This is a genomic window from Gordonia sp. NPDC003376, assembly GCF_053589235.1.
In genome coordinates this window covers 280,867-300,916 of sequence record NZ_JBSFRM010000003.1, presented here as the reverse complement: position 1 = coordinate 300,916, position 20,050 = coordinate 280,867, and the positions used below count along the sequence as shown (strand labels likewise).

Here is a 20,050-nt window from a genome sequence, read left to right as displayed (position 1 = left end):
GTGCGCGGATTCCTCACCTTCGTGGTGCTCGCGCTGGGGTGGGTGCTGCTTGCGGTGTCGGTGGTGGCGGTGTGGTTGCATTACCACTCGTCCCGCGGGACCGTCGCGCTGTATGCGACCGCCGCGGTGCCGTATGCCCTGATCGCGGCCGGGGTGGCGCTGATCGTGTTCGCCGCCACCCGACGCTGGGTCGCACTGTCACTGACCGTCGTCGCCGCGGCGGCGCTCTGCTTCACGCAGGGCCCGACGTGGGTGGCGCAGGGCGCACCGGCGGGGGAGCGCTTCACCGTCGCCACGGCCAACCTGATGGTCGGCGGTGGGGACGTCGACGAGATCGCCGACGCCGTCGCCGGGGCCGATCTGGTGTCGTTGCAGGAGGTCACGCCCGCGGCGGCCGAACGGATCCGGTCCAGTGCCCTCGCGACGCGGCTCCCGCACGAGTACCTGATCGCCGGGAACGCGGCCACCGGCACCATGTTGCGCAGTCGGCAGCCATTCACCGACACCTCCCGGATACCGAACATGGCACTGGCGAATCTGTCGGCGACCACCGCGCTGCCCGGGGCGGCGGACACGCGGGTGCTCGCCGTGCATCCGGGTGCGCCGCTGCAGGGCTCTGCCGGCGTGTGGACCACCGACATGCAGATCCTGGCCGGGTATCTGGGCGCACTGCCCGACGGACCGGTGATCGTCGCGGGCGACTTCAACGCCACCTGGGACCACGCCCAGTTCCGGGCGATGCTGACCGACGGATTCGCCGACGCGGGACTCCAGTCCGGGTCGGCGTGGGTGCCCACCTATCCGACCGACCGCTGGGGCGGCCGTCCGCTCGTCGCCATCGACCATGTGGTGGTGCGGGGCTTCGTCGCGACCCGGGTGACGACCTTCGCGATTCCGGGGTCCGACCACCGTGGTGTGCTGGTGGACCTGGTGGCCGGCTGACGGTCGGCGCCCGCAGGCCGGACGGTCAGATCGCCCGGCCGGGATTGAGGATGCCGGCCGGGTCGAACGCCCGCTTGATGTCGGTCATGAGGCGTCGTTGGCCCGCGCCGAGTTCACGGTCGAGCCATTGTCGCTTCAACGTGCCCACCCCGTGTTCGCCGGTCAGCGTGCCACCGAGATGCAGTGCCGTGGAGAAGATCTCGTCGGCCGCATCCCATGCCGCCGGTCCGACGGTGTCCGACTCGCAGACGATGATCGGGTGGAGGTTGCCGTCGCCGGCGTGCGCCATGGTCGCGATGGTGACGCCGTGGCGTCCGGCGATCTCCCCGATCCGCTCGACCATCGTGCCCAACGCGGAGACGGGCACCGCGACGTCCTCGATCAGGACACGACCGAGGCGTTCGAGTGCCGGAAGCGCGTTCCGGCGGGCATCCACGAGTGCACCGCCGGCCGCGGGATCGTCGACGACGGTCACCGAGGTGGCGTCGTCGGTCAGCGCGGCCGCACAGACCCGGGCCTCCGCGGCCGCTGCCCACCCGTCCGTCCGGACCATCAGGAGTGCGGCACCCCGGTCCCGCAGGTCGGTGCCCAGCATCGCATCGAGCGCCGAAAGGCAAGTGGCATCGAGCAATTCGAGTGCAGCCGGGGTGACACCGCGGGTCTGCACGCGCTGGGCCGCGCGCGCTGCGGCGTGGGCGGAGGCGTAGGTGGCCACCACGGTGACGGTTTCCGGTGGGATCGGGCGCAGCCGCACGGTGGCCTCGGTGATCACCGCCAGCGTCCCCTCCGAACCGACCAGGAGCGAGGTGAGATCCAGCCCGGTCACGCTCTTGACGGTTCGGGACCCGGTCTCGATGACCTCCCCGCCGGCCAGCACCGCCTGCAGGCCGAGGACCGAGTCGCCGGTGACGCCGTATTTGACGCAGCGCAGACCGCCGGCGTTGGTGGCGATGTTCCCGCCGATGGTGGAGATCGTCACGCTGCCGGGATCCGGGGCGTAGGACAGCCCCACCGCGGCCGCGGCCGCATCCACCTCGGCGGTGAGGACCCCGGCCTGGACACGCGCGAGGCGGTCGGTGGCCGACACCTCGACGATGCGGTTCATCCGTTCGGTGCTCAGCACCACCTCGCCGCGGTGTGCCGTGGCGCCACCGGCCAGCCCGGTCCCCGCGCCGCGCGGCACCACGCGGAGGCCGCGCTCGGCGGCGACGCGGAGCAGCGCCACGACGTGGGCGGTCGACTCGGCGAACACCACCGCGTCCGGGATGCCCGTGGTGGGTGCGCCGGAGCGGTCATGGGCATGTTCCGCGCGGGTCGCCGGATCGGTCGAGGTGACCGCGGTCAGCCCGGCGCCGGCCAGATCGGCGGCCGCGTCGGTGTCGACACTGCTCATCGCAGAAGCCCTTTCACCGCAGAACTCCTCTCACCGCGGTGCCGCACCGGTCGCGGCCGGTCGCGCGGGATCGGCCGACCACTGTGACCACGAACCGGGGTAGAGGGCCGCGGTCCGGCCGGCGATGTGCAGCGCCGCCACCTGGTGTGCGGCGGTCACCCCGGAACCGCAATAGACCACGATCGTCGAGGTGTCGTCGGCGCCATGTGTACTGAAACGCTCGCGGAGCGACCGCTCATCGAGGAACCGCCCGTCGGGTGCCAGGTTGTCGGCGGTCGGGGCGCTGATCGCGCCGGGGATGTGGCCGGCGCGGGGATCGACGGGTTCGACCTCCCCGCGATAGCGTTCGCCGGCGCGGGCGTCGAGGAGCACCGTTGCGGTGTCGTCACCGGATGCGATGCGGATGACGTCGTCGGCGGTGACGGTCGGGAGCGAGTCCGCGGTGAGGACGGCGTGCCCGGGTGCTGGGGCCGGCTCGTCGCCGATCGCCTGCCCGGCGCCGAGGTCTCGCCAGGCGGCCAGTCCGCCGTCGAGGAGGCGGACGTCGTCGAGGCCGGCCCAGCGCAGCAGCCACCAGGCCCGTGCCGCCGACTGATTGCCGTTGTCGTCGTAGATCACCACGGCGGTGTCGTCGTCGATCCCCCAGGCGCGCACCGTGTTCTGGAGTTCGTCGATGTCGGGCAGCGGGTGACGCCCGTCCGTGGTGGTGGCCGGTGCGGCCAGTTCGCCGGACAGGTCCACGTAGTGTGCGCCCGGGATGTGCCCGGCGCGGTACTGCTCGCGCCCGTCGTCCTCGCCGAGCTTCCACCGGACATCGAGCACCGTCGGTGGACGGTCCGTGGCGAGGGCGGCGGACAACGCGCGCGCGTCGATCAGTGTCCGGGTCATGAGTCGAGGATCTGTGTCATGGAGAGTCTTTCTCGCAGTGTGTCTTTCACGAAGGGTCGGTGGCGTGACCGTCAGGCCGGTGCCCGCAGTGCGCCGACGTCGACGATCTCGTGCAGCGGTATCGTGCCCGGTGCGGCGCCGTCGGTCGCCGCACGGGCCAGTGCCGTGGTGACCGCCTCGTTGATCGGGGTGCCGATTCCGTGCAGCCGACCGAGGAGCACGATCTCGCCGTTGAGGTAGTCGGTCTCGACGCTGCCTGCGCCGCGTTGCAGGCTCTGCCAGGTGGATCGCCGGCTCGGTTGTTCGCCGGGGATGGGGCGATGCCCGAAACCCACGATGTCGAGAGTGGATTCGGTCCCGTAGTCGGCGGGGTCGAGGCCGGCCACCGCCAGGACCTGGCGGGCCTCCGCGTCGATCGCACGGGTGAGCGCGGCGCGCTCGTCGTCGGTCGCGTCGAACACGTCCACCGCGTTCCCGAGGTTGCCGAGCAGTTTGGCGGTCTTCCACCGGGTGATGTCGTCGACGAGCTGGGTCCGGATGCCGGCGGCGTCGAGATCGTGGGCGATCGCCGCGTCGAGGGCATCGGCAGCGGTCGGATGCGGGTAGCGGCCCAGCCACAGCAGGCCGATCGGGTCGGCGGCATAGACGGTCACCGCGCCCGGTCGGACGTAGGTCGCCGGAATCCAGATCGATGCGCCGATGACCGTGGCGAAGTACCGCAGGGCGGCCCGTTCGGCGGCGATCCCGTTCTGCAGGGTGACGATCGGGATGACCGCTCCGGCCGGCCGGCCGATGTCCCCCGCGTCTCCCACCGGCCGCGACGCCCACTGGGCCACGGCTGCGTCGACCTGCTGGGCCTTGACCGCGAGGATCAACACATCACCGATACGCAGATCGACGTCCTCCGGTCCGGCCGCCGGGGTCACCGGGATGCGATCCACCCCGTCGGGGGTGGTGAAGGTGAGCGGTGCCGAGGTCAGTGCCACGTGCTGGTCACCGCGGGCGACCAGCACGTGGTCGGTGCCGGTGCGCCGGAATCGTGCGGCGAGGGTGGCGCCGACCGCGCCCGCGCCCACGATGACGTACCGCGACGGTCGCGGCAACGCGTCCGGGGTGCTCATGAGCCGGCCGGAGTGGTCGCGGGCGTGGACTGCAATGCTGCCGTCAGGGCTGCGGCCAGCTGATCCGACCACAGGTCGGTGACGTCGATCTTCTTCGGCAACGCCTTGATCTCGGTGAGCGAGTCGGCGACCTGCTGCTGGCTGTCGATCACGGTCTGCGTCGGCGGGCCGATCTTGGTGGGTCGCTGTGCCTCGCCGTCGGTGAACTGCTGCAGGGCAGAGGACACCGGCTGCTTGGTGGCGGCGGCGAACGCCTCGGCGTACTGCTGCTGGTGTCCGTCGCGGAGGTAGGCGTAGGCGCGGTTGATGCGGGTGAGGAGGTCGACCACCGCGGCCTGCTGCTTCGCGTCGGTGAGCACATCGGTGCTCACACTCCACGGGAAGTTCCCGGACAGGATGTCGCGGCCCGATCCGATGGTCTTCGCGCCGTGCTGGTGGGCGTTGATGATGGTGTTGCCGTAGCTGGCGAATGCGTCGATCGATCCGCCGTTGAGCGCTGCGAGACCGTCATTGGGCAGCAGCGGGCGCGGTTTGATGTCGTTCCAGGTCAGGCCGTTCTGCTTGAGCAGCTCGTTGAGGAAGTAGGCGGCGGTGGTGTTCTTGACGTAGCCGACCTCCTTGCCCTTGAGCTCCTTGATCGAGGTGATCGACGAGTCCGCGGGGACGATCACCTCCTGCAGCAGGGTGGTGCCGGTCTGGACGGCGACCTGCTTGAACTTGACGGTGCCGCCGGCGGCGGCGAAGACCGGCGGGATCTCGCTGGACTGTGCGACGTCGATGGCGCCGGACTGCAGGGCCTGCAGTTGCTGGTCGCCACCGGAGAACACGGAGTACTCGACGTGATACGGCGTGTTGTTCTCACCGGCGATCTTCAGCACGTTCTCGGTTGTGGCCCAGCCGGTCTGGCCGACTCGCAGGGTGACCGAGCCGAGGTCGACGTCACCGCTCGCCGGCGCGGGATTGCCGGCGGAGGAGTCCGCCGATCCGGAATCCGACGAGCAGCCGGCGAGGGCCAGGAGCGACACGGTGGCCAGGGCGAGGACGCCGAGCAGGCCGGCGCGTCGCCGGTGGGATGTGAACATCACGAATCTCCGTTTCAGGGGTGTTTCAGGTGGTGGGGGCGCCGAGCCAGGTGAGGATCTGGCGGCGGGTGGCGACGAAGTCGGGGGCGCCGATGTCGCGGGGGCGGGGAAGATCGAGTCGGACCTCGTGGGCGATGACGCCGCCGTCCATGACCAGGATTCGGTCGGCCAGCAGGAGGGCCTCCTCCACGTCGTGGGTGACCAGGAGGGCGGCACAGCCGTGCCGTTCCCAGAGGTCGACGACGAGGCGTTGTGCCTGTGATCGGGTCAGGGCGTCGAGCGCGCCGAACGGTTCGTCGAGGAGCAGCAGATCGGGTTCGCGGACGAGGGCACGGGCCAGCGACACGCGCTGTGCCTGACCGCCCGACAGGGTCTTGGGCCATACGTCGGCGTGGTCGGTGAGGCCGACCTCGGCGAGGTACCGTTGCGCGAGGGTCCGGTCCGGTGTGCCGGGCAGCCCCAGGACGACGTTGCGCCACACTCGTTTCCACGGCATCAGACGAGGCGACTGGAAGCCGACGGCACGGCGTCGGGGCACGGTCACCTCCCCGGTGATCTCGGTGTCGAGACCGGCGAGGATACGCAGCAGGGTGCTCTTGCCGCAGCCGCTGGCCCCGAGCAGGACCACGAATTCGCCTGCGGCGATGTCGATGTCGAGATCGGCCAGGACGGTGTTGCCGTCGAATGACTTGGTGAGTCCGGCCACGTGCACGGCGGAATCGGTTGCGGTGCCGGCAGTGGTGGTCACGGCGAGGCCTCCTTCGGTCATGGGTGGGCCTACTTTCCGTCGAAGGACGACGACCAGCCGAGCAGCCCGCGGGAGAGCAGCCGCACCAGTTGATCGCAGAGCAGGCCGAGGATCGCGTAGACGACCAGGCACACGACGATGACGTCGGTCTGGAAGAACTGGCGGCCGGTGTCCATCAGGTAGCCGATGCCGCTGGTCGCGTTGATCTGTTCGGCGAAAACCAGTGCCAGCCAGGCGGTTCCGATGGCGTAGCGGAGCCCGATCAGTGAACTGGGCAGCGCCGACGGCAGGATCACGTGCCGGACCAGCCCGACCCGGGACAGTCCGAGTGTCTCGCCGGCCTCGATGAGTCCCTTGTCCGCCGACCGGATGCCGCCGTAGATGTTGAAGTAGAGCGGGAAGCACACGCCGAGTGCGACGAGCGCGATCTTGGGGGCCTCGTCGATGCCGAACCAGATGATGAACAGCGGGATCAGGCCCACCCAGGGGACCATCCGGAGCATGCCGACGGTGGAGTCGAGCAGGTCTTCGCCCAGACGGAACAGCCCGGCGGCGAGCGCCAGGACCACGGCCACAGCGGCACCGATGACGAACCCGAGGCCGGCACGGATCGACGAGGTGACGATCGCGGACGGCAGATCCCCGGACGACCAGAGCGTGGCCGCGCGGTCCCAGACCGCCGCCGGGGAGGCGAGGACGTCGGGATGCAGGACGCCCGTGGACGAGCCGATCTGCCAGAGGGCGAGCACCAGGAGCGGTCCGATGGCCCGTCGGATCGCCCGCGGTATGCGGAGTCCGCGTCGGGCGGTGGTCGGCACGATCGAGACGAGTTCGGGTGAGCCTGTGGGGGAGGGGGTGGGGGTGGCGGACGAAACGCCGCGCGCATCGACGGCTGCGGTCATCGTCTACTCCTGTCGTGGGTGGGATGGCGGTGTTTCCGGTGAAGAGTCGTCCAATCTGCGTCAGTGGTCAAACCCCTGACGCAGCGTGAGCAAAAGTCGCCGCTGCAATACTTTTGGGGATAGCGTCTGCCGCTATGTTGTCCTTGGTTGCACCAGATGACGTCATCGAGACCCTCGATCAGCGGCGTCAGGGATTCCCGTTCCGGTCCGGCAGTGTCGTCCTCGATCTGGTGGCCACGGTGGCCAAACGCGACCTGGCCGACCGTGAACTGCTCACCGGTCCCGACGCGTTGTCGACGTGGTTCCACGTGGCCGGACTCCCGCACCTTTCCCGACCGGTCACCGCGCGGCACGTCGGCGCGGCGCGGCGTCTGCGCGAGGCGCTCAACGAGGTGGTCCGGGCGCGGGTGGCGGGGCGGGACCCCGAGCCCGACGCCGTCGACATCATCAACGCCGCCGCCAAACCCGGCCCGCCGCTGTTCACCCTGGCGCCCGATGCCTTCGGCAGTATCCCACCCGCCGACGTCGGGGCGCAGGCGCTGCTGTCGCTGGTGGCGCGGGAGGCGATCGACCTGTTCACCGGCGATCACGCCGACCGCATCCGGCTGTGTCGCGGGCATGACTGTTCGCTGTACTTCGTGGACCGATCACGGCTCGGGAACCGGGCCTGGTGCTCGATGTCGGTGTGCGGCATGAAGAACAGTTCCGCCCGCTACCGGGCCCGCCGTGACCCGCACGACACCCGTCCGGGCACCTCGGGTGACTCCGTCACCGCCTGAGGTGGTCGGACGTCCATCCCACGGCCACACCAGGACATCACCACCATCGGACACAGTCGTCCGCACCGTCGATCACCCCGAGCGAATCCCCAGAAAGAGAATCCGAGGAAGACCCATGCCCGATCAGTTCAGTCCCGCCATCCCCGCCACCGCCGCCGCCGACGTGCAGTTCATCAGCCTGACGCACCTCAATCCGTCGACCGAACTCGCCCCGATTCCCACCCGTGGGATCGACGTGGACTACTTCCGCCGATACGTCCGGACGCTGGAGGACTACGGCTACGACTACACGCTGCTGCCGTACGGATCGAACACCGCCGACCCGTTCGTGGTCGCCGGCGCGGTGGGGCAGCTGACCGAGCGTCTGCGTCCGATCGTGGCGTTGCGCCCCAACACGACACACCCGCTGGTCGCGGCCCAGAAGCTGGCCACCCTCGATCAGCTCACCGAGGGGCGTGCGCTGGTCCACATCATCTCCGGTGGCAGCGACGCCGAGCAGGCGCGGCAGGGCGACTTCCTGCCCAAGGACGAGCGGTACGAGCGCTCGTCGGAGTACATCGACCTGCTGCGCCGGGCCTGGAGTGAGCCGCATCCCTTCGACTTCGACGGGAAGTACTATCGCTTCACCGATTTCGGTCCCGGCTTCGCGCCCTACGGGGCGACGATCCCGGTGTCGATCGGCGGGTCGTCGGATGCGGCGTTCGACGTCGGCGGGGCGAAGGCCGACATCTTCAGCTTCTGGGGTGAGCCGCTCGCCGACATCGCCGCCCAGATCCGCCGGGTGAACGACATCGCCGCGGCGGCCGGGCGTGCCGACCGGCCGCGGATCTGGGTCACCTTCCGGCCGATCATCGACCGGACCGACGACCTCGCGTGGGTGAAGGCGCGGACCTACGTCGACACCATCGAGCAGACGTATCGGCGTCACGCCGACAAGCGGTTCACCGGCCGCCCGCAGAACGTCGGATCGCAGCGGGCGCTGGACCAGGCACGGCGCCAGGAGGTCTACGACCGCGCGCTGTGGACGCGTACCGCGGCGGCGACCAACGCCGGTGGCGCGTCGACGGCGCTCGTGGGCAGCCCGGAGACGGTGGCCGCGGCGATCCTCGACTACATCGATCTCGGTGCCGACCTGGTGTCGATCCGCGGGTACGACACGTTCAACGACGTCGTCGACTACGGGCGCCATGTCCTCCCGCTGGTCCGGCAGGAACTCGAGCATCGTCGGCAGACCGGTACGCGGGGCACCCTGCAGGCCGAGCACCTCGGTGCCTTCGCCGGGGCCCGGTCATGAGCGTGCCGGCACTCGCGCCCCGATTCGCGACCCCCGACCTCTCCCGCGCCTCGCTGTCCGCGGTGACCGCCGACGTGGCCCGCACCGCGGAGGAATACGACCGTTCCGGCACCGTGCCCACGGCAGGGCTCGCGGTGGCCCATCGGGCCGGACTGCTCACCGCCGCGGTCGGCACCCGGTACGGCGGACCGGGCCTCGGTCCACTCGAGATCGCGACGATCGTGGCCGCGCTCGGTGAGGGTGATCCGTCGGTGGCGCTGATCGTCGCCAACACCCTCATGACCCACCAGGCGCAGGCGGCGGCCGGGCACTGGCCGGTCGCGCTCTACGACGACGTCCTGGCGCGGTCGGTCGACGAACCGACGCTGATCAACTCGATCCGCGCCGAACCGGAGCTGGGTGCGCCTGCTCGCGGCGGACTGCCGGCGACCACCGCGTCGCGTGTTGGTGACGAGTGGGTGATCAACGGACACAAGGCATTTGCCACTGGCGGTGAGGCCCTCGCCCATCACCTGGTCTGGGTGGTCACCGACGAGGAGCCGTATCGGGTGGGGCATGTGATCGTGCCCGCCGACGTGCCGGGGATCGAGTGGCGGTACACGTGGGACCACCTGGGGCTGCGGGCGTCGAACACCCACGACGTCCTCTACCACGACGTCCGGGTACCGCTCGCGAACTTCGTCGAGATCCCGTTCGTGGACGGGCGCTACCGCGATCCGGCCGCGGCACCCGGCATCGGCGGGCTGGCGCATTCGGCGATCTACGTCGGGGTGGCCCGCGCGGCGCGCACCGCGTTGCGGGACTTCGCCCGTGACCGCGTGCCGACCGCACTCGGGCGACCGATCGCCGAGACCGAACGGATCCAGACCGTCGCCGGCGAGGTCGACCTGCAGATCGCCACCGCCGAGACCCTGCTGGCCGGTGCGGTGGCACGCGCGGGCGCCGAGGGCGCCGACACCGAGGTGGCCGCGCAGCTGTCGCTGGTCAAGGTGGCCATCGCCCGCGCGGCGGTGGGCGCGGTCGAGACCGCCGTCGCCGCGCTGGGCAACGCCGCGCTGACCCGACACAATCCGTTCGAGCGCCATCTGCGGGACGTCCTGTGCGTGCGTGTCCATCCGCCGCAGGAGGACACCGCGCTGGTGGCCGCGGGCCGCCGGGTGCTCCTCGGTGGCGGACAGTCCGGTGGGGGACGGTTCGGGGGCGGACGATGACGTCCGTCGGGATCGAGACGCCCGCGGGCACCGCGGAATCCGGCGGCGTCGCCGGTTCGGTCGGTCACGCGCAGCGGACCCCCGGCGCACGGACACAGCGGTTGGCCCTCGGGTTCAACGCGCGAATCTCGTTCCCCTCCGGACAAGCCGCGCAGGGTCTGCGTGATGGTATCGAATTGTTCCGTGTCGCAGAGGAACTCGGGTTCGACACCGGGTGGGTCTACCAGCGCCACTTCGACAACTACCTGGCCAGTCCGCTGACATTCCTGTCGGCGGTCGGCCAGCACACCTCGCGGATCGGATTGGGGACCGCGGTGATCGCCATGCGATACGAGGATCCGATCCTGCTGGCCGAGGCGGCGGCCACCGCCGACCTGCTCACCGACCGACGCCTCAAACCGGCGATCAGTACCGGACAGGGCGACTACGACCGCGTGTTCGGCAACGACGTCCGCGACGGACGTGCCGAGGCCCAGCGGCGGCTCGCCCGATTCCTGGAGGCGGTCGGCGGGGACGTGGTCGGCCACGTCGACAGCGACCGGGCCGGGGTGCCGGTGGGTACCGAACTCCGGGTCCGGCCGCACAGCGAGACACTCCCGGATCGGATCCACTACGGTGCGGGCTCCATCGAGGCCGCCGAGCGCACCGGCCGACAGGGTCTGAAACTGTTGCTGGGAACGATCATCCACGACGACGCGGGTGTCGGGTTCACCGAGTACCACGCCCGTGCGATCGCCGCCTATCACGCGGCCTACACCGGGACCGGCGCCCCCCGGGCCGGGGTGTCGCGGTCGGTGCTGCCGGCGACCACGCCCGAACTGGCCCGCCGCTACCGCGCCTATGACGAGGAACGTCGGAGCCAGGGGCCGGCGGCATCACGACCGTCGGGTGCCCTGCCGCCGACGGGGACGCTGCCGAACGGGCTGACCATGAGCCCGGTCAATCACGGCGAACCGTCGAGGGTGGTCGACGAGCTGCTCGCGGACCCGGGACTGGCGGCGGCCGACGAGCTCGTCGTCTTCCTGCCCCCGGCGTTCGGTCTGCGCGACAACCTCAGATTGCTCACTGATATCGCTGAAACGGTTGCACCACAATTGGGTTGGGAACCGCCAGCCTCGTCCACGATTGGAGATCGACTCGAATGACATCGGCACAGTGGCTGGCCTGGCACACCGAGCGGGAGCAGGCGGCGACCGCTCCGTTCGGCCTGGCCTCGGTGATCGGCACCGTCTGGCTCGACGACCGGGCAGTGTCGGTCGACGGGTTGCGTGGACGGTGGTCGGTGCGCGACGGCGCGGTCCGGGGTGAGCTGTCGGAGGGCGCGGTGGTCCTCGCCGTCGGTGAGGAACATCGGATCGACGAGGTACGTGTCGTCGCCCTCGGTCGGGCCGGGCGGGTGGGAATCCGCGTCTTCGACCCGTCGGCCCCCGACCGGTCCGACGTCCTCGGTATCGACACCTATCCGGAGGATTCGCGCTGGCGGGTGATCGCGGACTTCACCGCCGCACCTGCGGGTGCGGTGATCGGCATCGATCATGCCGATGGGTGGCGCGGGCCGCTGCCGCTCGCGGGTACCGTCGCGTTCGTGCGTCCCGACGACCCGGACGGCGATCCCGTCGAGCTCCGTGCCTTCGCCCTGCCCGACGGTCGCCTGCAGATCTCCTTCGCCGACACCACGAGAGGACCGGAGACCACCGTCTTCCGCTTCCTGGTGGCCGAGGCACCGGAGGGCGGAACGGTGGTGCTCGACTTCAACCGTGCGTTCCTGCCCCCGTCGTCGTTCACCCCGCACTATCTGTGCCCGTTGCCGCCGGCGGACAACCGCCTGCCGTTCGCGATCGATTCGGGCGAGAGGGCGCTGCGGAGGGTGGCCACGGTCGGTGCGCGGGTCCGGTCGCTATGACCACCGTCACGGAGGTTCGCCAAACCTTCCCCGGGATCGGATGAAGTGGTATCACTGGGACGCCATGACTTCTCTCTCCGATCCCTCGACCACGGTCTCCGCACGACTGCGTGAGGCCACCGCGGTCGCGCACGAACAGGCCGAGCACTCGCCGTTCATCGGTGATCTCCTGTCGGGTCGGCTCGACGTCGCGGCGTACGCCCGGCTGACCGGACAGCTGTTCTTCGTCTACCGGGCGCTCGAGGGTGTCGGCGACGCGCTGGCCGGCGATCCGGTGGTCGACGCGGTCCACGACGAGGTCCTGCGTCGCGTCCCGCGTCTGCGGGCCGACCTCGCCGCCCTGGGCGTCGACGCCGACGCCGGGATCCCACTACCCGCGGTCGCCCGATATGTCGCCGCCATCGAGGCCACCCGCGACGACTCCGCGCGCTACGTCGCCCATCACTACACCCGCTACCTCGGCGACCTCAGCGGTGGCCAGGTGGTCGCCCACAGGATGCGGCAGAACTATGGCGTGGGCGATGAGGCTCTGAGCTTCTACGACTTCGACATCGACAAGCTCAAGCGCTACAAGGACGCCTACCGTGACCGCCTCGATGCATTGCCGATCGACGATGCCGCGGTCGAGCGCCTGTTGGCCGAGGCCGTCGACGCATTCGGCCACAACCAGGCCCTGTTCGGCGACCTCGCCGGCGCGTGAGTTCCGGTCGGGCCTGAGTCTCGTCGGTTCCCGGCGCCGTCGGTATCGAACGGCTGTCGGGCATGTGCACCCGTCATCGGGCAGCCGCGGAGATCAGCCCGGCGAGCCCGTCCAGGATCACCTGCGAGCCGAAAATCCAGCTGCTCACGGTAGAAGTCGTCGTCGGGTCCGTTGGCCATGCCGGCCAGCGCGGCACTGAGCGCGGGGAACTGCTCGGCGTCGATCAGCCCCGCCACCACGGCGTCGTACCCGATGTGGGGCTCGGTCACGGGATCTGTTGCCGCCCCGCTCGTGTCGCCGGTGGGGTGGCCGTCGGGTCGCCACGATGATGCTCTCGACCGTCGCCCTGATCCGGCATGTCTTCGACGACGACACCGATCGCGCCAAGGCCGGGCCTGCAACGCCGTCCTCGCCGGTGGCGTGGCGCTCGGCCCGATCATCTCCGGCCTGGTGCTCGAGCACTTCTGGTGGGGATCGGTCTTCCTGATCAACATCCCGGTCATGCTCGTGCTGCCGGCGGGGGCTCCGATCCTGCTGCCGGGCGACACCGCGGATCCGACGCGCAGGGTGGATCTGCTCAGTGCCGCTCTCGCTCTCGGCGCGGTGTTGCCGACGGTCTACGCGATCAAGGAGTTCGTCGCCGACGGATGGTTGTGGGGGGTCATCGGCCGCGCTGGTCGCGGGAATCGTCGTGGGTGTGGTGTTCGGGCGGCGACAGCGTCACCTCGACGACCCGATGGTCGACCTGGGGCTGTTTCGGGACCGGCGGTTCTCGGTATCGGTGTGGACCAACCTGATCTGCATGTTCGCGCTGCTCGGCAACTCGATCCTGGTCACCGGGTACCTTCAGTCGGTGCTCGGCTACGACCCGTTGGTCGCTGCGCTGTGGAGTGTGTTGCCGTCGGTGATGGCCACGGGCCTGCTGGTGGGCGCCGCAGGATATGTCGTGCTGGCCGGCCTCACCGGGCAGCACTCGTTGGTGGTGGTCCTGGTCGCATCCGGGATGCGGCCGCCGGGATCGTCGCGACGACGTCGGTGGTGGCCGACGACGTCATCGGGGTGGCGCCGACCGACCGGGTCGGGGCCACGTCAGGGCTGCTGGAGACTTCGAGCGAACTCGGCGGGGCGGTGGGCATCGCCGTACTCGCAAGCGTGGTCAACATCGTCTACCGGTCGGTGTACCCGACCGGCCTGGGACCGGCCGAGGCGTGACGCGGTCTGGCCGGTGCGGTCCTCTCGTCGGGGTCGTTGCCCGGTGACGAGGCCGCCGACGTCCTCGACGCCGCGCGGCACGCTTTCGTGACCGGGATGACGGTGTCGGCATGGACCGGTGCGGCGGTCCTGGTGTCGATGGCGATCCTGGTGATCTGGGCGACGCTTATGCCCTCGGGTCACGAAACGCGGGCCGATCACACCGAAGCCAATCCGGCGTCGTCGGTCGCCGAAGACGAAATCCGGGGTCCAGGGTCCGGGGCTCGAGAATCCAGGGGCCGGGAATCCGGGCCTCGGGTTTCACGGCGTCAGGTATCGCGGGACGGCGTATCGAGCGCTCGAAAAGGGCGTCGGGCACGGCTCGGAATGTGCCCGAGATCAATTCCCGGGCCGATTCCTGAGGATCAGAGGACCTCGACCTTGGATCCGGTCTGCAGGATCATCTCGTTGCGGTTGTCCGAGCTGTGCACGAACTCGACGAGGCGCTGATCGGTACCGTGCGGCACCTGCTTACGGACCACACCGTGGAATCCGTCGAGGCTGATGCGGTCGCCGGGGGCAAGATCTTCGACAAAGAGCATTCGAGGGGACATGAAAAGCACAATACGTGCTGACCTGTGAGTAGGTGAGGGGACAAGGTCCCGCGTGGCGCCTTTCACAATCTCTTAACCGAAACCGGCGCCCATTTCGCCCCATTCTCGGGAATCGAATCCGCGGGGGAGTGAGAAGTGGAGGTCCGAACAAAGAAGATCGGCCCACCGGAAATCCGGTGGGCCGATCCTCGTCGATCGCGGGTGCGGATCGTCAGCAGTCGTAGTACAGCGAGAACTCGTACGGATGCGGACGGATCTGGACCGGCTCGATCTCGTTCTCACGCTTCAGCGCGATCCAGGTCTCGATCAGGTCCTCGGTGAACACGCCACCGGCGGTGAGGTAGTCGTGGTCCTCCTCGAGGCGGTCGATGACCGCGGCCAGCGAGGTGGGGGCCTGCGGGATGTTCTTGGCCTCCTCCGGCGGGAGCTCGTAGAGGTCCTTGTCGACCGGCTCGTGCGGCTCGATCTTGTTCTTGATGCCGTCGAGGCCGGCCATCATCATCGCCGCGAACGCCAGGTACGGGTTGCCCGAGCTGTCCGGGCAACGGAACTCGAGGCGCTTGGCCTTCGGGTTGTTGCCGGTGATCGGGATACGCACGCAGGCCGACCGGTTGCGCTGGCTGTAGACCAGGTTGATCGGCGCCTCGTAACCGGGCACCAGACGCTTGTAGGAGTTGATGGTCGGGTTGGTGAACGCCAGCAGCGACGGCGCGTGGTGCAGGATGCCGCCGATGTAGTAGCGCGCCAGGTCCGACAGACCCGCGTAGCCGGCTTCGTCGTGGAACAGCGGCTTGCCGTCCTTCCACAGCGACTGGTGGGCGTGCATGCCCGAGCCGTTGTCACCGAAGAGCGGCTTCGGCATGAAGGTGACGGTCTTGCCGTTCTGGTACGCGGTGTTCTTGATGATGTACTTGAACAGCAGCACATCGTCGGCCGCGTGCAGCAGCGTGTTGAACTTGTAGTTGATCTCGGCCTGACCGCCGGTGCCCACCTCGTGGTGACCACGCTCGAGGATGAAGCCCGCGTTGGTCAGGTTGGTCGACATCTCGTCGCGCAGGTCGACGTAATGGTCGTACGGCGCGACCGGGAAGTAGCCACCCTTCGGGCGGACCTTGTAGCCCAGGTTGGGGCTGCCGTCCGGATCGGTCGGGGAGCCGGTGTTCCACCAGCCCGACTCCGACTCGATCTCGTAGAAGGTGCCGTTCATCTGGGAGTCGAAGGACACCGAGTCGAAGATGTAGAACTCGGCCTCGGCACCGAAGAAGCAGGTGTCGGCGATGCCGGTGGAGGCCAGGTAGTCCTCGGCCTTGCGGGCGACGTTACGCGGGTCGCGGCTGTAGGCCTCGCGGGTGAAGGGGTCGTGGACGAAGAAGCTGATGTTCATCGTCTTGGCCTTGCGGAAGGGATCGATCCGCGCGGTCGCCGGGTCGGGCAGCAGCATCATGTCCGACTCGTCGATCGACTGGAAGCCGCGCACCGACGAACCGTCGAACGCCAGGCCTTCCTCGAACACCGACTCGTCGAATGCCGACGCCGGGATCGAGAAGTGCTGCATGACGCCGGGCAGGTCGCAGAAGCGGATGTCGACGTACTCGACACCCTCCTTCTTGATTCCTTCGAGTAGTTCCTCTTTGCTGCTGTACACCGTCCGGTGACTCCTTTTACTGTTGTCGGGGCCCTGCCTCGCACACCCGGGCGTGAGGCCTGACTCTCCTGGCCCGCCGCGCAAACCCCAGCGGATCTCAGCCTGAACCGTATGGACGTGACGTTGCCCGCGCGTCAAGACAGTGTTTCCCCTGTGTTACACGGCTCCAGATCTTCATCACTCTGGGGATGCTGCCCGCCTCGGTGCGTCGGCCTCGCCACCGCATGTCACTATTCCGCATCCGCCCCCACAGCGCGGCAGAAGTGCCGGGACCGGTCACGGCAGTCCGCCTCGCCTGGTCGATTCGCCCCTTCCCGACCCCGCCCGGCCGCCCTCTACCATGGGTGCATGAGTTTGGTGACGGACACGATCGGGTACGGCCCGGGACGGCGGTACCGATGGGGAAGGTGACCGGCTCCTGGCTGTCGGGTCCACAATCCGGACAGAGCCCGGATATCGAGTACCGGGGCGCCGATCTGGGGCTCACCGAGTTCGGGCCCGGTTCCCTCGCGGGCGGATGGACCCGCACGCTCGCGCTGCTGGTCGACTGGCTGATCGGCGGCGGCATCGCGATGCTCTTCGTCGGCTTCGGATCGCCCAACCTGGGTCTCGCCGTGCTCGCCGTCTGGTTCGTCATCGGTGTGTTCACCGTCAGCCTGTTCGGCTTCACCCCCGGCCAGTTCGCGGTCGGACTGCGTGTCGCGCGCGTCGACCACGGCCCGGAGCGGATGGCCGCCGAGGTTGCCGGTGATGTCCCGATGGCCTCGGTCGGCATCGTCCGCGCCGTCGTGCGGCAGCTGCTGATCGTGTTCCTGGTGCCCGCGCTGATGAACGACTACAACGGCCGCGCCCTCCATGACCGCGCCACCCAGACCGCGATGATCCGCACCCGCTGATCGCCGGCGACCACGACACGAACCGGGCCCGTCTTCTGGTGAAGACGGGCCCGGTTCGTGTGTGCAGATCAGCTTGCCGAGTTCAGCTCTTGCGGCGTGCGGTGCGCTGCATGCTGCGCATCTTGGCGCCTGCGGGCATCGGCCCCTTGGGCATACCCGGACCCGGCTGGCGGCCACCGAGCGCCGACAACCGGCCCTCCAGGGTCTCCATGCGTTTGCGGTCGATGTTCGACGGCAGCTTGTTGAGGTGGCGTTCGAGCTTCGACAGCGGCACCTGATCGTCGGCATCGCCGACGATGATCTCGTAGATCGGGGTGTCGCCGACGACGCGGGCGGCCTTCTTCTTCTCCTGGGAGAGCAGGGTCTTGACGCGGGTGGGAGAACCCTCGCCGACCAGGACGATGCCGGGCTTGCCGATCACGCGGTGTACCGCGTCGAGGTGGGCGTTGCCGCTGACCGCCTGCTGGACCCGCCACTGACCGCGCATGTTGGTCAACGCCCACCCGGCTGCTCCGGGCTGGCCCTCGGCCTTGGAATAGACGTTCTTCTGCACCCGCCGCCCGAACAGGATGAACGCCGCGAGCAGACCGAGTACCACACCGATCGGGATGAACAACCAGATCGATCCGATGAACACACCGAGCAGCACGAACACGGCCACGATCAGCGCGAAGACGCCGACCATGTACGGAATCAGACGTTTGTCTTCTTTCCGCTGCATCTGGAACGCCTGCCAGAGTTGCTGGCGACGTTCCTTGGAAGCCTTCTTGCGGGCCTGTTTCGCGGCCTGCTTGGCCTCTTTGCTCGCCGACTGCGCCTTTGCCATGGTTCCTAGGATACGTGCGGCGCCCGGCCTGCCCGAAATCGTGGGCAGACCGGGCGCCGCAGGTGTGGATCCGGTGGGTGACTCAGCGCGCCAGACGGCTGAGCAGACTCGACGCCTCCTGGCTTGCCGATCCCTCGTCTGCGAGGTGGGCGAGTGCCGGGGCGATGTCACGGCCGTGGTGGGCCATCGCCTGGGCGTAGAGACGGCCGGCCCGGTAGGACGAGCGGACCAGCGGTCCGGCCATCACGCCGGCGAAGCCGATCTCCTGGGCGAACTCGGAGTGCTCGACGAATTCCTCGGGCTTGACCCAGCGCTCCACCGGATGGTGCCGCGGCGACGGCCGCAGGTACTGGGTGATGGTCAGGATGTCGCAGCCGGCCTCGTGCAGGTCGACGATCGCCGACTGCACCTCTTCCGGGGTCTCACCCATCCCGAGGATCAGGTTCGACTTGGTGACCAGGCCGAAGTCGCGGGCCTGGGTCAGCACGTCGAGGGACCGCTCGTACCGGAACGCCGGCCGGATGCGCTTGAAGATGCGCGGCACGGTCTCCAGGTTGTGCGCGAGCACCTCGGGTCGCGCGTCGAACACCTCGGCCAGCAGGTCGGGCTTGGCGTGGAAATCCGGGATGAGATTCTCCACGCCGGTACCGGGGTTGAGCCGGTGGATGGCGCGGACGGTCTCGGCATAGAGCCAGGCACCCTCGTCGGGCAGGTCGTCACGGGCCACACCGGTGATCGTCGAGTACCGCAGGCCCATCGCCTGCACGCTCTCGGCGACGCGACGCGGCTCGTCACGGTCGAGCTCGGCGGGTTTGCCGGTGTCGATCTGGCAGAAGTCGCAGCGTCGGGTGCACTGCTCGCCGCCGATCAGGAAGGTGGCCTCACGGTCTTCCCAGCACTCGTAGATGTTGGGGCAGCCGGCCTCCTCGCACACGGTGTGCAGGCCCTCGCGCTTCACCAGACCCTTGAGTTCGGTGTACTCGGGGCCCATCGTGGCGCGGGTCTTGATCCACTTGGGCTTGCGTTCGATCGGTGTCTGCGCGTTGCGCACCTCCAGACGCAGCAGTTTGCGTCCGTCGGGAGCGGTGGTAGGGGTATCGGTGGTGCGGTTTTCGGGCGACACGGTCACTGCTCCGATGCTACGCCCGGGAGGGTGGCGGTCCCGGGCTGGTCGAGTGCGATCTGATGGTCTGCTGCGGCGGGATGATCGAGCGCGGCGGCGACGGCGGCGGCCACCTCGTCGAGGACGTCGTCGACGGTCAGCTCGACGCCGGCTTCTCGGCTCAGCGACGTCACCCCGGCGTCGGCGATCCCGCACGGCACGATCGCGTCGAACCCCGACATGTCGGGGTTCACATTGAGGGCGAAGCCGTGCAGGGTGACCCCGCGGGCCACGCGGATCCCGATCTGTCCGAGCTTGCGTTCGGCCTGCCCGGACGGGTGGACGGTGCCGGGTTCGTCGACGACCCACACCCCGGAGCGGCCCTCGACCCGGGTGGTGGTGACGCCGTGTGCCGCACACACCGCGATCAGGGCGCCCTCGATGCGGCGGACGTACTCGACGACGTCGAGGGGTTCGGCCAGCGCCACGATCGGGTAGCCGACGAGCTGTCCGGGACCGTGCCAGGTGATCCGGCCACCGCGGTCGACGTCGATCACCTCGGCGCCGTTGGTGGGGCGGTCGGCATCCTCGGTGCGCTTGCCCGCGGTGTAGACCGACGGATGTTCGAGGAGCAGCAGCACGTCGTGGTCGAGGGTGCCGTCGGCACGCTCACCGGCCAGTCGGTGCTGCAGGTCGTAGGTGTCGCGGTAGTCGACGACGCCGATGCGGCGGTTCTCGATCGATTCCGACGACCGGCGCAACGACTCCGACCCCATCGACGTCTCGGTGTCGGCCGACTGAGCGGTGACGGTG

The 20,050-nt window shown here is 69.2% G+C and carries 20 protein-coding genes; 9 read left to right on the top strand and 11 right to left on the bottom strand.

The window, feature by feature from the left end; all coding sequences use genetic code 11:
• On the top strand, positions 1-942 hold the full coding sequence (locus tag ACWDUA_RS05340; protein WP_449749960.1) for an endonuclease/exonuclease/phosphatase family protein: 942 nt from the start codon (positions 1-3) through the stop codon (positions 940-942).
• Positions 943-967: 25 nt separating this feature from the next.
• Here ACWDUA_RS05340 and ACWDUA_RS05335 read toward each other — a convergent pair whose 3' ends face one another.
• The 6 genes from ACWDUA_RS05335 to ACWDUA_RS05310 all read right to left on the bottom strand — a co-directional run bounded on the left by ACWDUA_RS05335 (position 968) and on the right by ACWDUA_RS05310 (position 7,076).
• Positions 968-2,335, bottom strand: a complete 1,368-nt coding sequence (locus tag ACWDUA_RS05335) for an FAD-binding oxidoreductase (RefSeq protein ID WP_449749959.1) — start codon at positions 2,333-2,335, stop codon at positions 968-970.
• Positions 2,336-2,365: 30 nt separating this feature from the next.
• Positions 2,366-3,223 (bottom strand): sulfurtransferase, encoded by an 858-nt coding sequence (locus ACWDUA_RS05330; RefSeq protein ID WP_449749958.1) that lies wholly within the window; start codon positions 3,221-3,223, stop codon positions 2,366-2,368.
• A 71-nt stretch (positions 3,224-3,294) separates the two neighbouring features.
• Positions 3,295-4,344, bottom strand: coding sequence for a ketopantoate reductase family protein (locus ACWDUA_RS05325; RefSeq protein ID WP_449749957.1), 1,050 nt, complete (start codon positions 4,342-4,344; stop codon positions 3,295-3,297).
• On the bottom strand, positions 4,341-5,426 hold the full coding sequence (locus ACWDUA_RS05320) for an ABC transporter substrate-binding protein (RefSeq protein ID WP_449749956.1): 1,086 nt from the start codon (positions 5,424-5,426) through the stop codon (positions 4,341-4,343). Before ACWDUA_RS05320 ends, ACWDUA_RS05325 begins: the two co-directional genes overlap by 4 nt.
• A 25-nt stretch (positions 5,427-5,451) precedes the next feature.
• Positions 5,452-6,195 carry an ABC transporter ATP-binding protein gene (locus ACWDUA_RS05315; RefSeq protein ID WP_449749955.1) on the bottom strand — a complete coding sequence of 248 codons (744 nt, stop codon included), beginning with the start codon at positions 6,193-6,195 and terminating at the stop codon, positions 5,452-5,454.
• An 8-nt stretch (positions 6,196-6,203) separates the two neighbouring features.
• The gene (locus ACWDUA_RS05310; protein ID WP_449749954.1) at positions 6,204-7,076 is read right to left on the bottom strand and encodes an ABC transporter permease; all 873 of its coding nucleotides are present in this window, start codon (positions 7,074-7,076) and stop codon (positions 6,204-6,206) included.
• 134 nt (positions 7,077-7,210) lie between these two features.
• Between ACWDUA_RS05310 and ACWDUA_RS05305 the strand changes: the two genes are divergently transcribed.
• The 7 genes from ACWDUA_RS05305 to ACWDUA_RS05275 all read left to right on the top strand — a co-directional run bounded on the left by ACWDUA_RS05305 (position 7,211) and on the right by ACWDUA_RS05275 (position 14,175).
• The gene (locus ACWDUA_RS05305; RefSeq protein ID WP_449749953.1) at positions 7,211-7,855 is read left to right on the top strand and encodes a CGNR zinc finger domain-containing protein; all 645 of its coding nucleotides are present in this window, start codon (positions 7,211-7,213) and stop codon (positions 7,853-7,855) included.
• A gap of 115 nt (positions 7,856-7,970) precedes the next feature.
• Positions 7,971-9,149: an LLM class flavin-dependent oxidoreductase gene (locus ACWDUA_RS05300; protein WP_449749952.1), complete on the top strand. Its 1,179-nt coding sequence runs from the start codon at positions 7,971-7,973 to the stop codon at positions 9,147-9,149.
• Positions 9,146-10,360 carry an acyl-CoA dehydrogenase family protein gene (locus ACWDUA_RS05295; protein WP_449749951.1) on the top strand — a complete coding sequence of 405 codons (1,215 nt, stop codon included), beginning with the start codon at positions 9,146-9,148 and terminating at the stop codon, positions 10,358-10,360. The genes ACWDUA_RS05300 and ACWDUA_RS05295 overlap by 4 nt, the downstream gene beginning before the upstream one ends.
• Positions 10,357-11,505, top strand: a complete 1,149-nt coding sequence (locus ACWDUA_RS05290; protein ID WP_449749950.1) for an LLM class flavin-dependent oxidoreductase — start codon at positions 10,357-10,359, stop codon at positions 11,503-11,505. Before ACWDUA_RS05295 ends, ACWDUA_RS05290 begins: the two co-directional genes overlap by 4 nt.
• Positions 11,502-12,263, top strand: a complete 762-nt coding sequence (locus tag ACWDUA_RS05285) for a DUF1684 domain-containing protein (protein WP_449749949.1) — start codon at positions 11,502-11,504, stop codon at positions 12,261-12,263. The genes ACWDUA_RS05290 and ACWDUA_RS05285 overlap by 4 nt, the downstream gene beginning before the upstream one ends.
• 64 nt (positions 12,264-12,327) lie before the next feature.
• Positions 12,328-12,963: a biliverdin-producing heme oxygenase gene (locus ACWDUA_RS05280; RefSeq protein ID WP_449749948.1), complete on the top strand. Its 636-nt coding sequence runs from the start codon at positions 12,328-12,330 to the stop codon at positions 12,961-12,963.
• A 1,038-nt stretch (positions 12,964-14,001) separates the two neighbouring features.
• Entirely contained in the window at positions 14,002-14,175 is a 174-nt protein-coding gene (locus ACWDUA_RS05275) for a hypothetical protein (protein WP_449749947.1), read from the top strand.
• Positions 14,176-14,579: 404 nt separating this feature from the next.
• Here the strand turns inward: ACWDUA_RS05275 and ACWDUA_RS05270 are convergent, their stop codons facing one another.
• Together ACWDUA_RS05270 and glnA are read right to left on the bottom strand one after the other, a co-directional pair.
• Positions 14,580-14,768: a hypothetical protein gene (locus tag ACWDUA_RS05270; RefSeq protein WP_449749946.1), complete on the bottom strand. Its 189-nt coding sequence runs from the start codon at positions 14,766-14,768 to the stop codon at positions 14,580-14,582.
• A 211-nt stretch (positions 14,769-14,979) separates the two neighbouring features.
• A complete protein-coding gene (glnA, locus tag ACWDUA_RS05265; protein WP_020793444.1) occupies positions 14,980-16,413 on the bottom strand; it encodes a type I glutamate--ammonia ligase in 1,434 nt (477 codons plus the stop codon).
• A 398-nt stretch (positions 16,414-16,811) separates the two neighbouring features.
• Here glnA and ACWDUA_RS05260 point away from each other — a divergent pair, with 398 nt between their 5' ends.
• Entirely contained in the window at positions 16,812-17,309 is a 498-nt protein-coding gene (locus tag ACWDUA_RS05260; protein WP_449749945.1) for an RDD family protein, read from the top strand.
• An 82-nt stretch (positions 17,310-17,391) separates the two neighbouring features.
• Here ACWDUA_RS05260 and ACWDUA_RS05255 read toward each other — a convergent pair whose 3' ends face one another.
• From ACWDUA_RS05255 to lipB, 3 genes are all read right to left on the bottom strand, one after another.
• The gene (locus ACWDUA_RS05255) at positions 17,392-18,135 is read right to left on the bottom strand and encodes a DUF4191 domain-containing protein (RefSeq protein ID WP_449749944.1); all 744 of its coding nucleotides are present in this window, start codon (positions 18,133-18,135) and stop codon (positions 17,392-17,394) included.
• Positions 18,136-18,217: 82 nt separating this feature from the next.
• On the bottom strand, positions 18,218-19,264 hold the full coding sequence (gene lipA, locus ACWDUA_RS05250; RefSeq protein WP_449749943.1) for a lipoyl synthase: 1,047 nt from the start codon (positions 19,262-19,264) through the stop codon (positions 18,218-18,220).
• Positions 19,261-20,013 (bottom strand): lipoyl(octanoyl) transferase LipB, encoded by a 753-nt coding sequence (gene lipB, locus ACWDUA_RS05245; protein WP_449750045.1) that lies wholly within the window; start codon positions 20,011-20,013, stop codon positions 19,261-19,263. Before lipB ends, lipA begins: the two co-directional genes overlap by 4 nt.
• Between the last annotated feature and the right edge of the window lie 37 nt (positions 20,014-20,050).

Coding starts and splice junctions, on each gene's coding strand:
- ACWDUA_RS05335 (WP_449749959.1), bottom strand. CDS start 2,335: ATGAGCAGTGTCGACACCGACGCGGCCGCCGATCTGGCCGGCGCCGGG.
- ACWDUA_RS05330 (WP_449749958.1), bottom strand. CDS start 3,223: ATGACCCGGACACTGATCGACGCGCGCGCGTTGTCCGCCGCCCTCGCC.
- ACWDUA_RS05325 (WP_449749957.1), bottom strand. CDS start 4,344: ATGAGCACCCCGGACGCGTTGCCGCGACCGTCGCGGTACGTCATCGTG.
- ACWDUA_RS05320 (WP_449749956.1), bottom strand. CDS start 5,426: ATGTTCACATCCCACCGGCGACGCGCCGGCCTGCTCGGCGTCCTCGCC.
- ACWDUA_RS05315 (WP_449749955.1), bottom strand. CDS start 6,195: ATGACCGAAGGAGGCCTCGCCGTGACCACCACTGCCGGCACCGCAACC.
- ACWDUA_RS05310 (WP_449749954.1), bottom strand. CDS start 7,076: ATGACCGCAGCCGTCGATGCGCGCGGCGTTTCGTCCGCCACCCCCACC.
- ACWDUA_RS05305 (WP_449749953.1), top strand. CDS start 7,211: ATGTTGTCCTTGGTTGCACCAGATGACGTCATCGAGACCCTCGATCAG.
- ACWDUA_RS05300 (WP_449749952.1), top strand. CDS start 7,971: ATGCCCGATCAGTTCAGTCCCGCCATCCCCGCCACCGCCGCCGCCGAC.
- ACWDUA_RS05295 (WP_449749951.1), top strand. CDS start 9,146: ATGAGCGTGCCGGCACTCGCGCCCCGATTCGCGACCCCCGACCTCTCC.
- ACWDUA_RS05290 (WP_449749950.1), top strand. CDS start 10,357: ATGACGTCCGTCGGGATCGAGACGCCCGCGGGCACCGCGGAATCCGGC.
- ACWDUA_RS05285 (WP_449749949.1), top strand. CDS start 11,502: ATGACATCGGCACAGTGGCTGGCCTGGCACACCGAGCGGGAGCAGGCG.
- ACWDUA_RS05280 (WP_449749948.1), top strand. CDS start 12,328: ATGACTTCTCTCTCCGATCCCTCGACCACGGTCTCCGCACGACTGCGT.
- ACWDUA_RS05270 (WP_449749946.1), bottom strand. CDS start 14,768: ATGTCCCCTCGAATGCTCTTTGTCGAAGATCTTGCCCCCGGCGACCGC.
- ACWDUA_RS05260 (WP_449749945.1), top strand. CDS start 16,812: ATGGGGAAGGTGACCGGCTCCTGGCTGTCGGGTCCACAATCCGGACAG.
- ACWDUA_RS05255 (WP_449749944.1), bottom strand. CDS start 18,135: ATGGCAAAGGCGCAGTCGGCGAGCAAAGAGGCCAAGCAGGCCGCGAAA.
- lipB (WP_449750045.1), bottom strand. CDS start 20,013: ATGGGGTCGGAGTCGTTGCGCCGGTCGTCGGAATCGATCGAGAACCGC.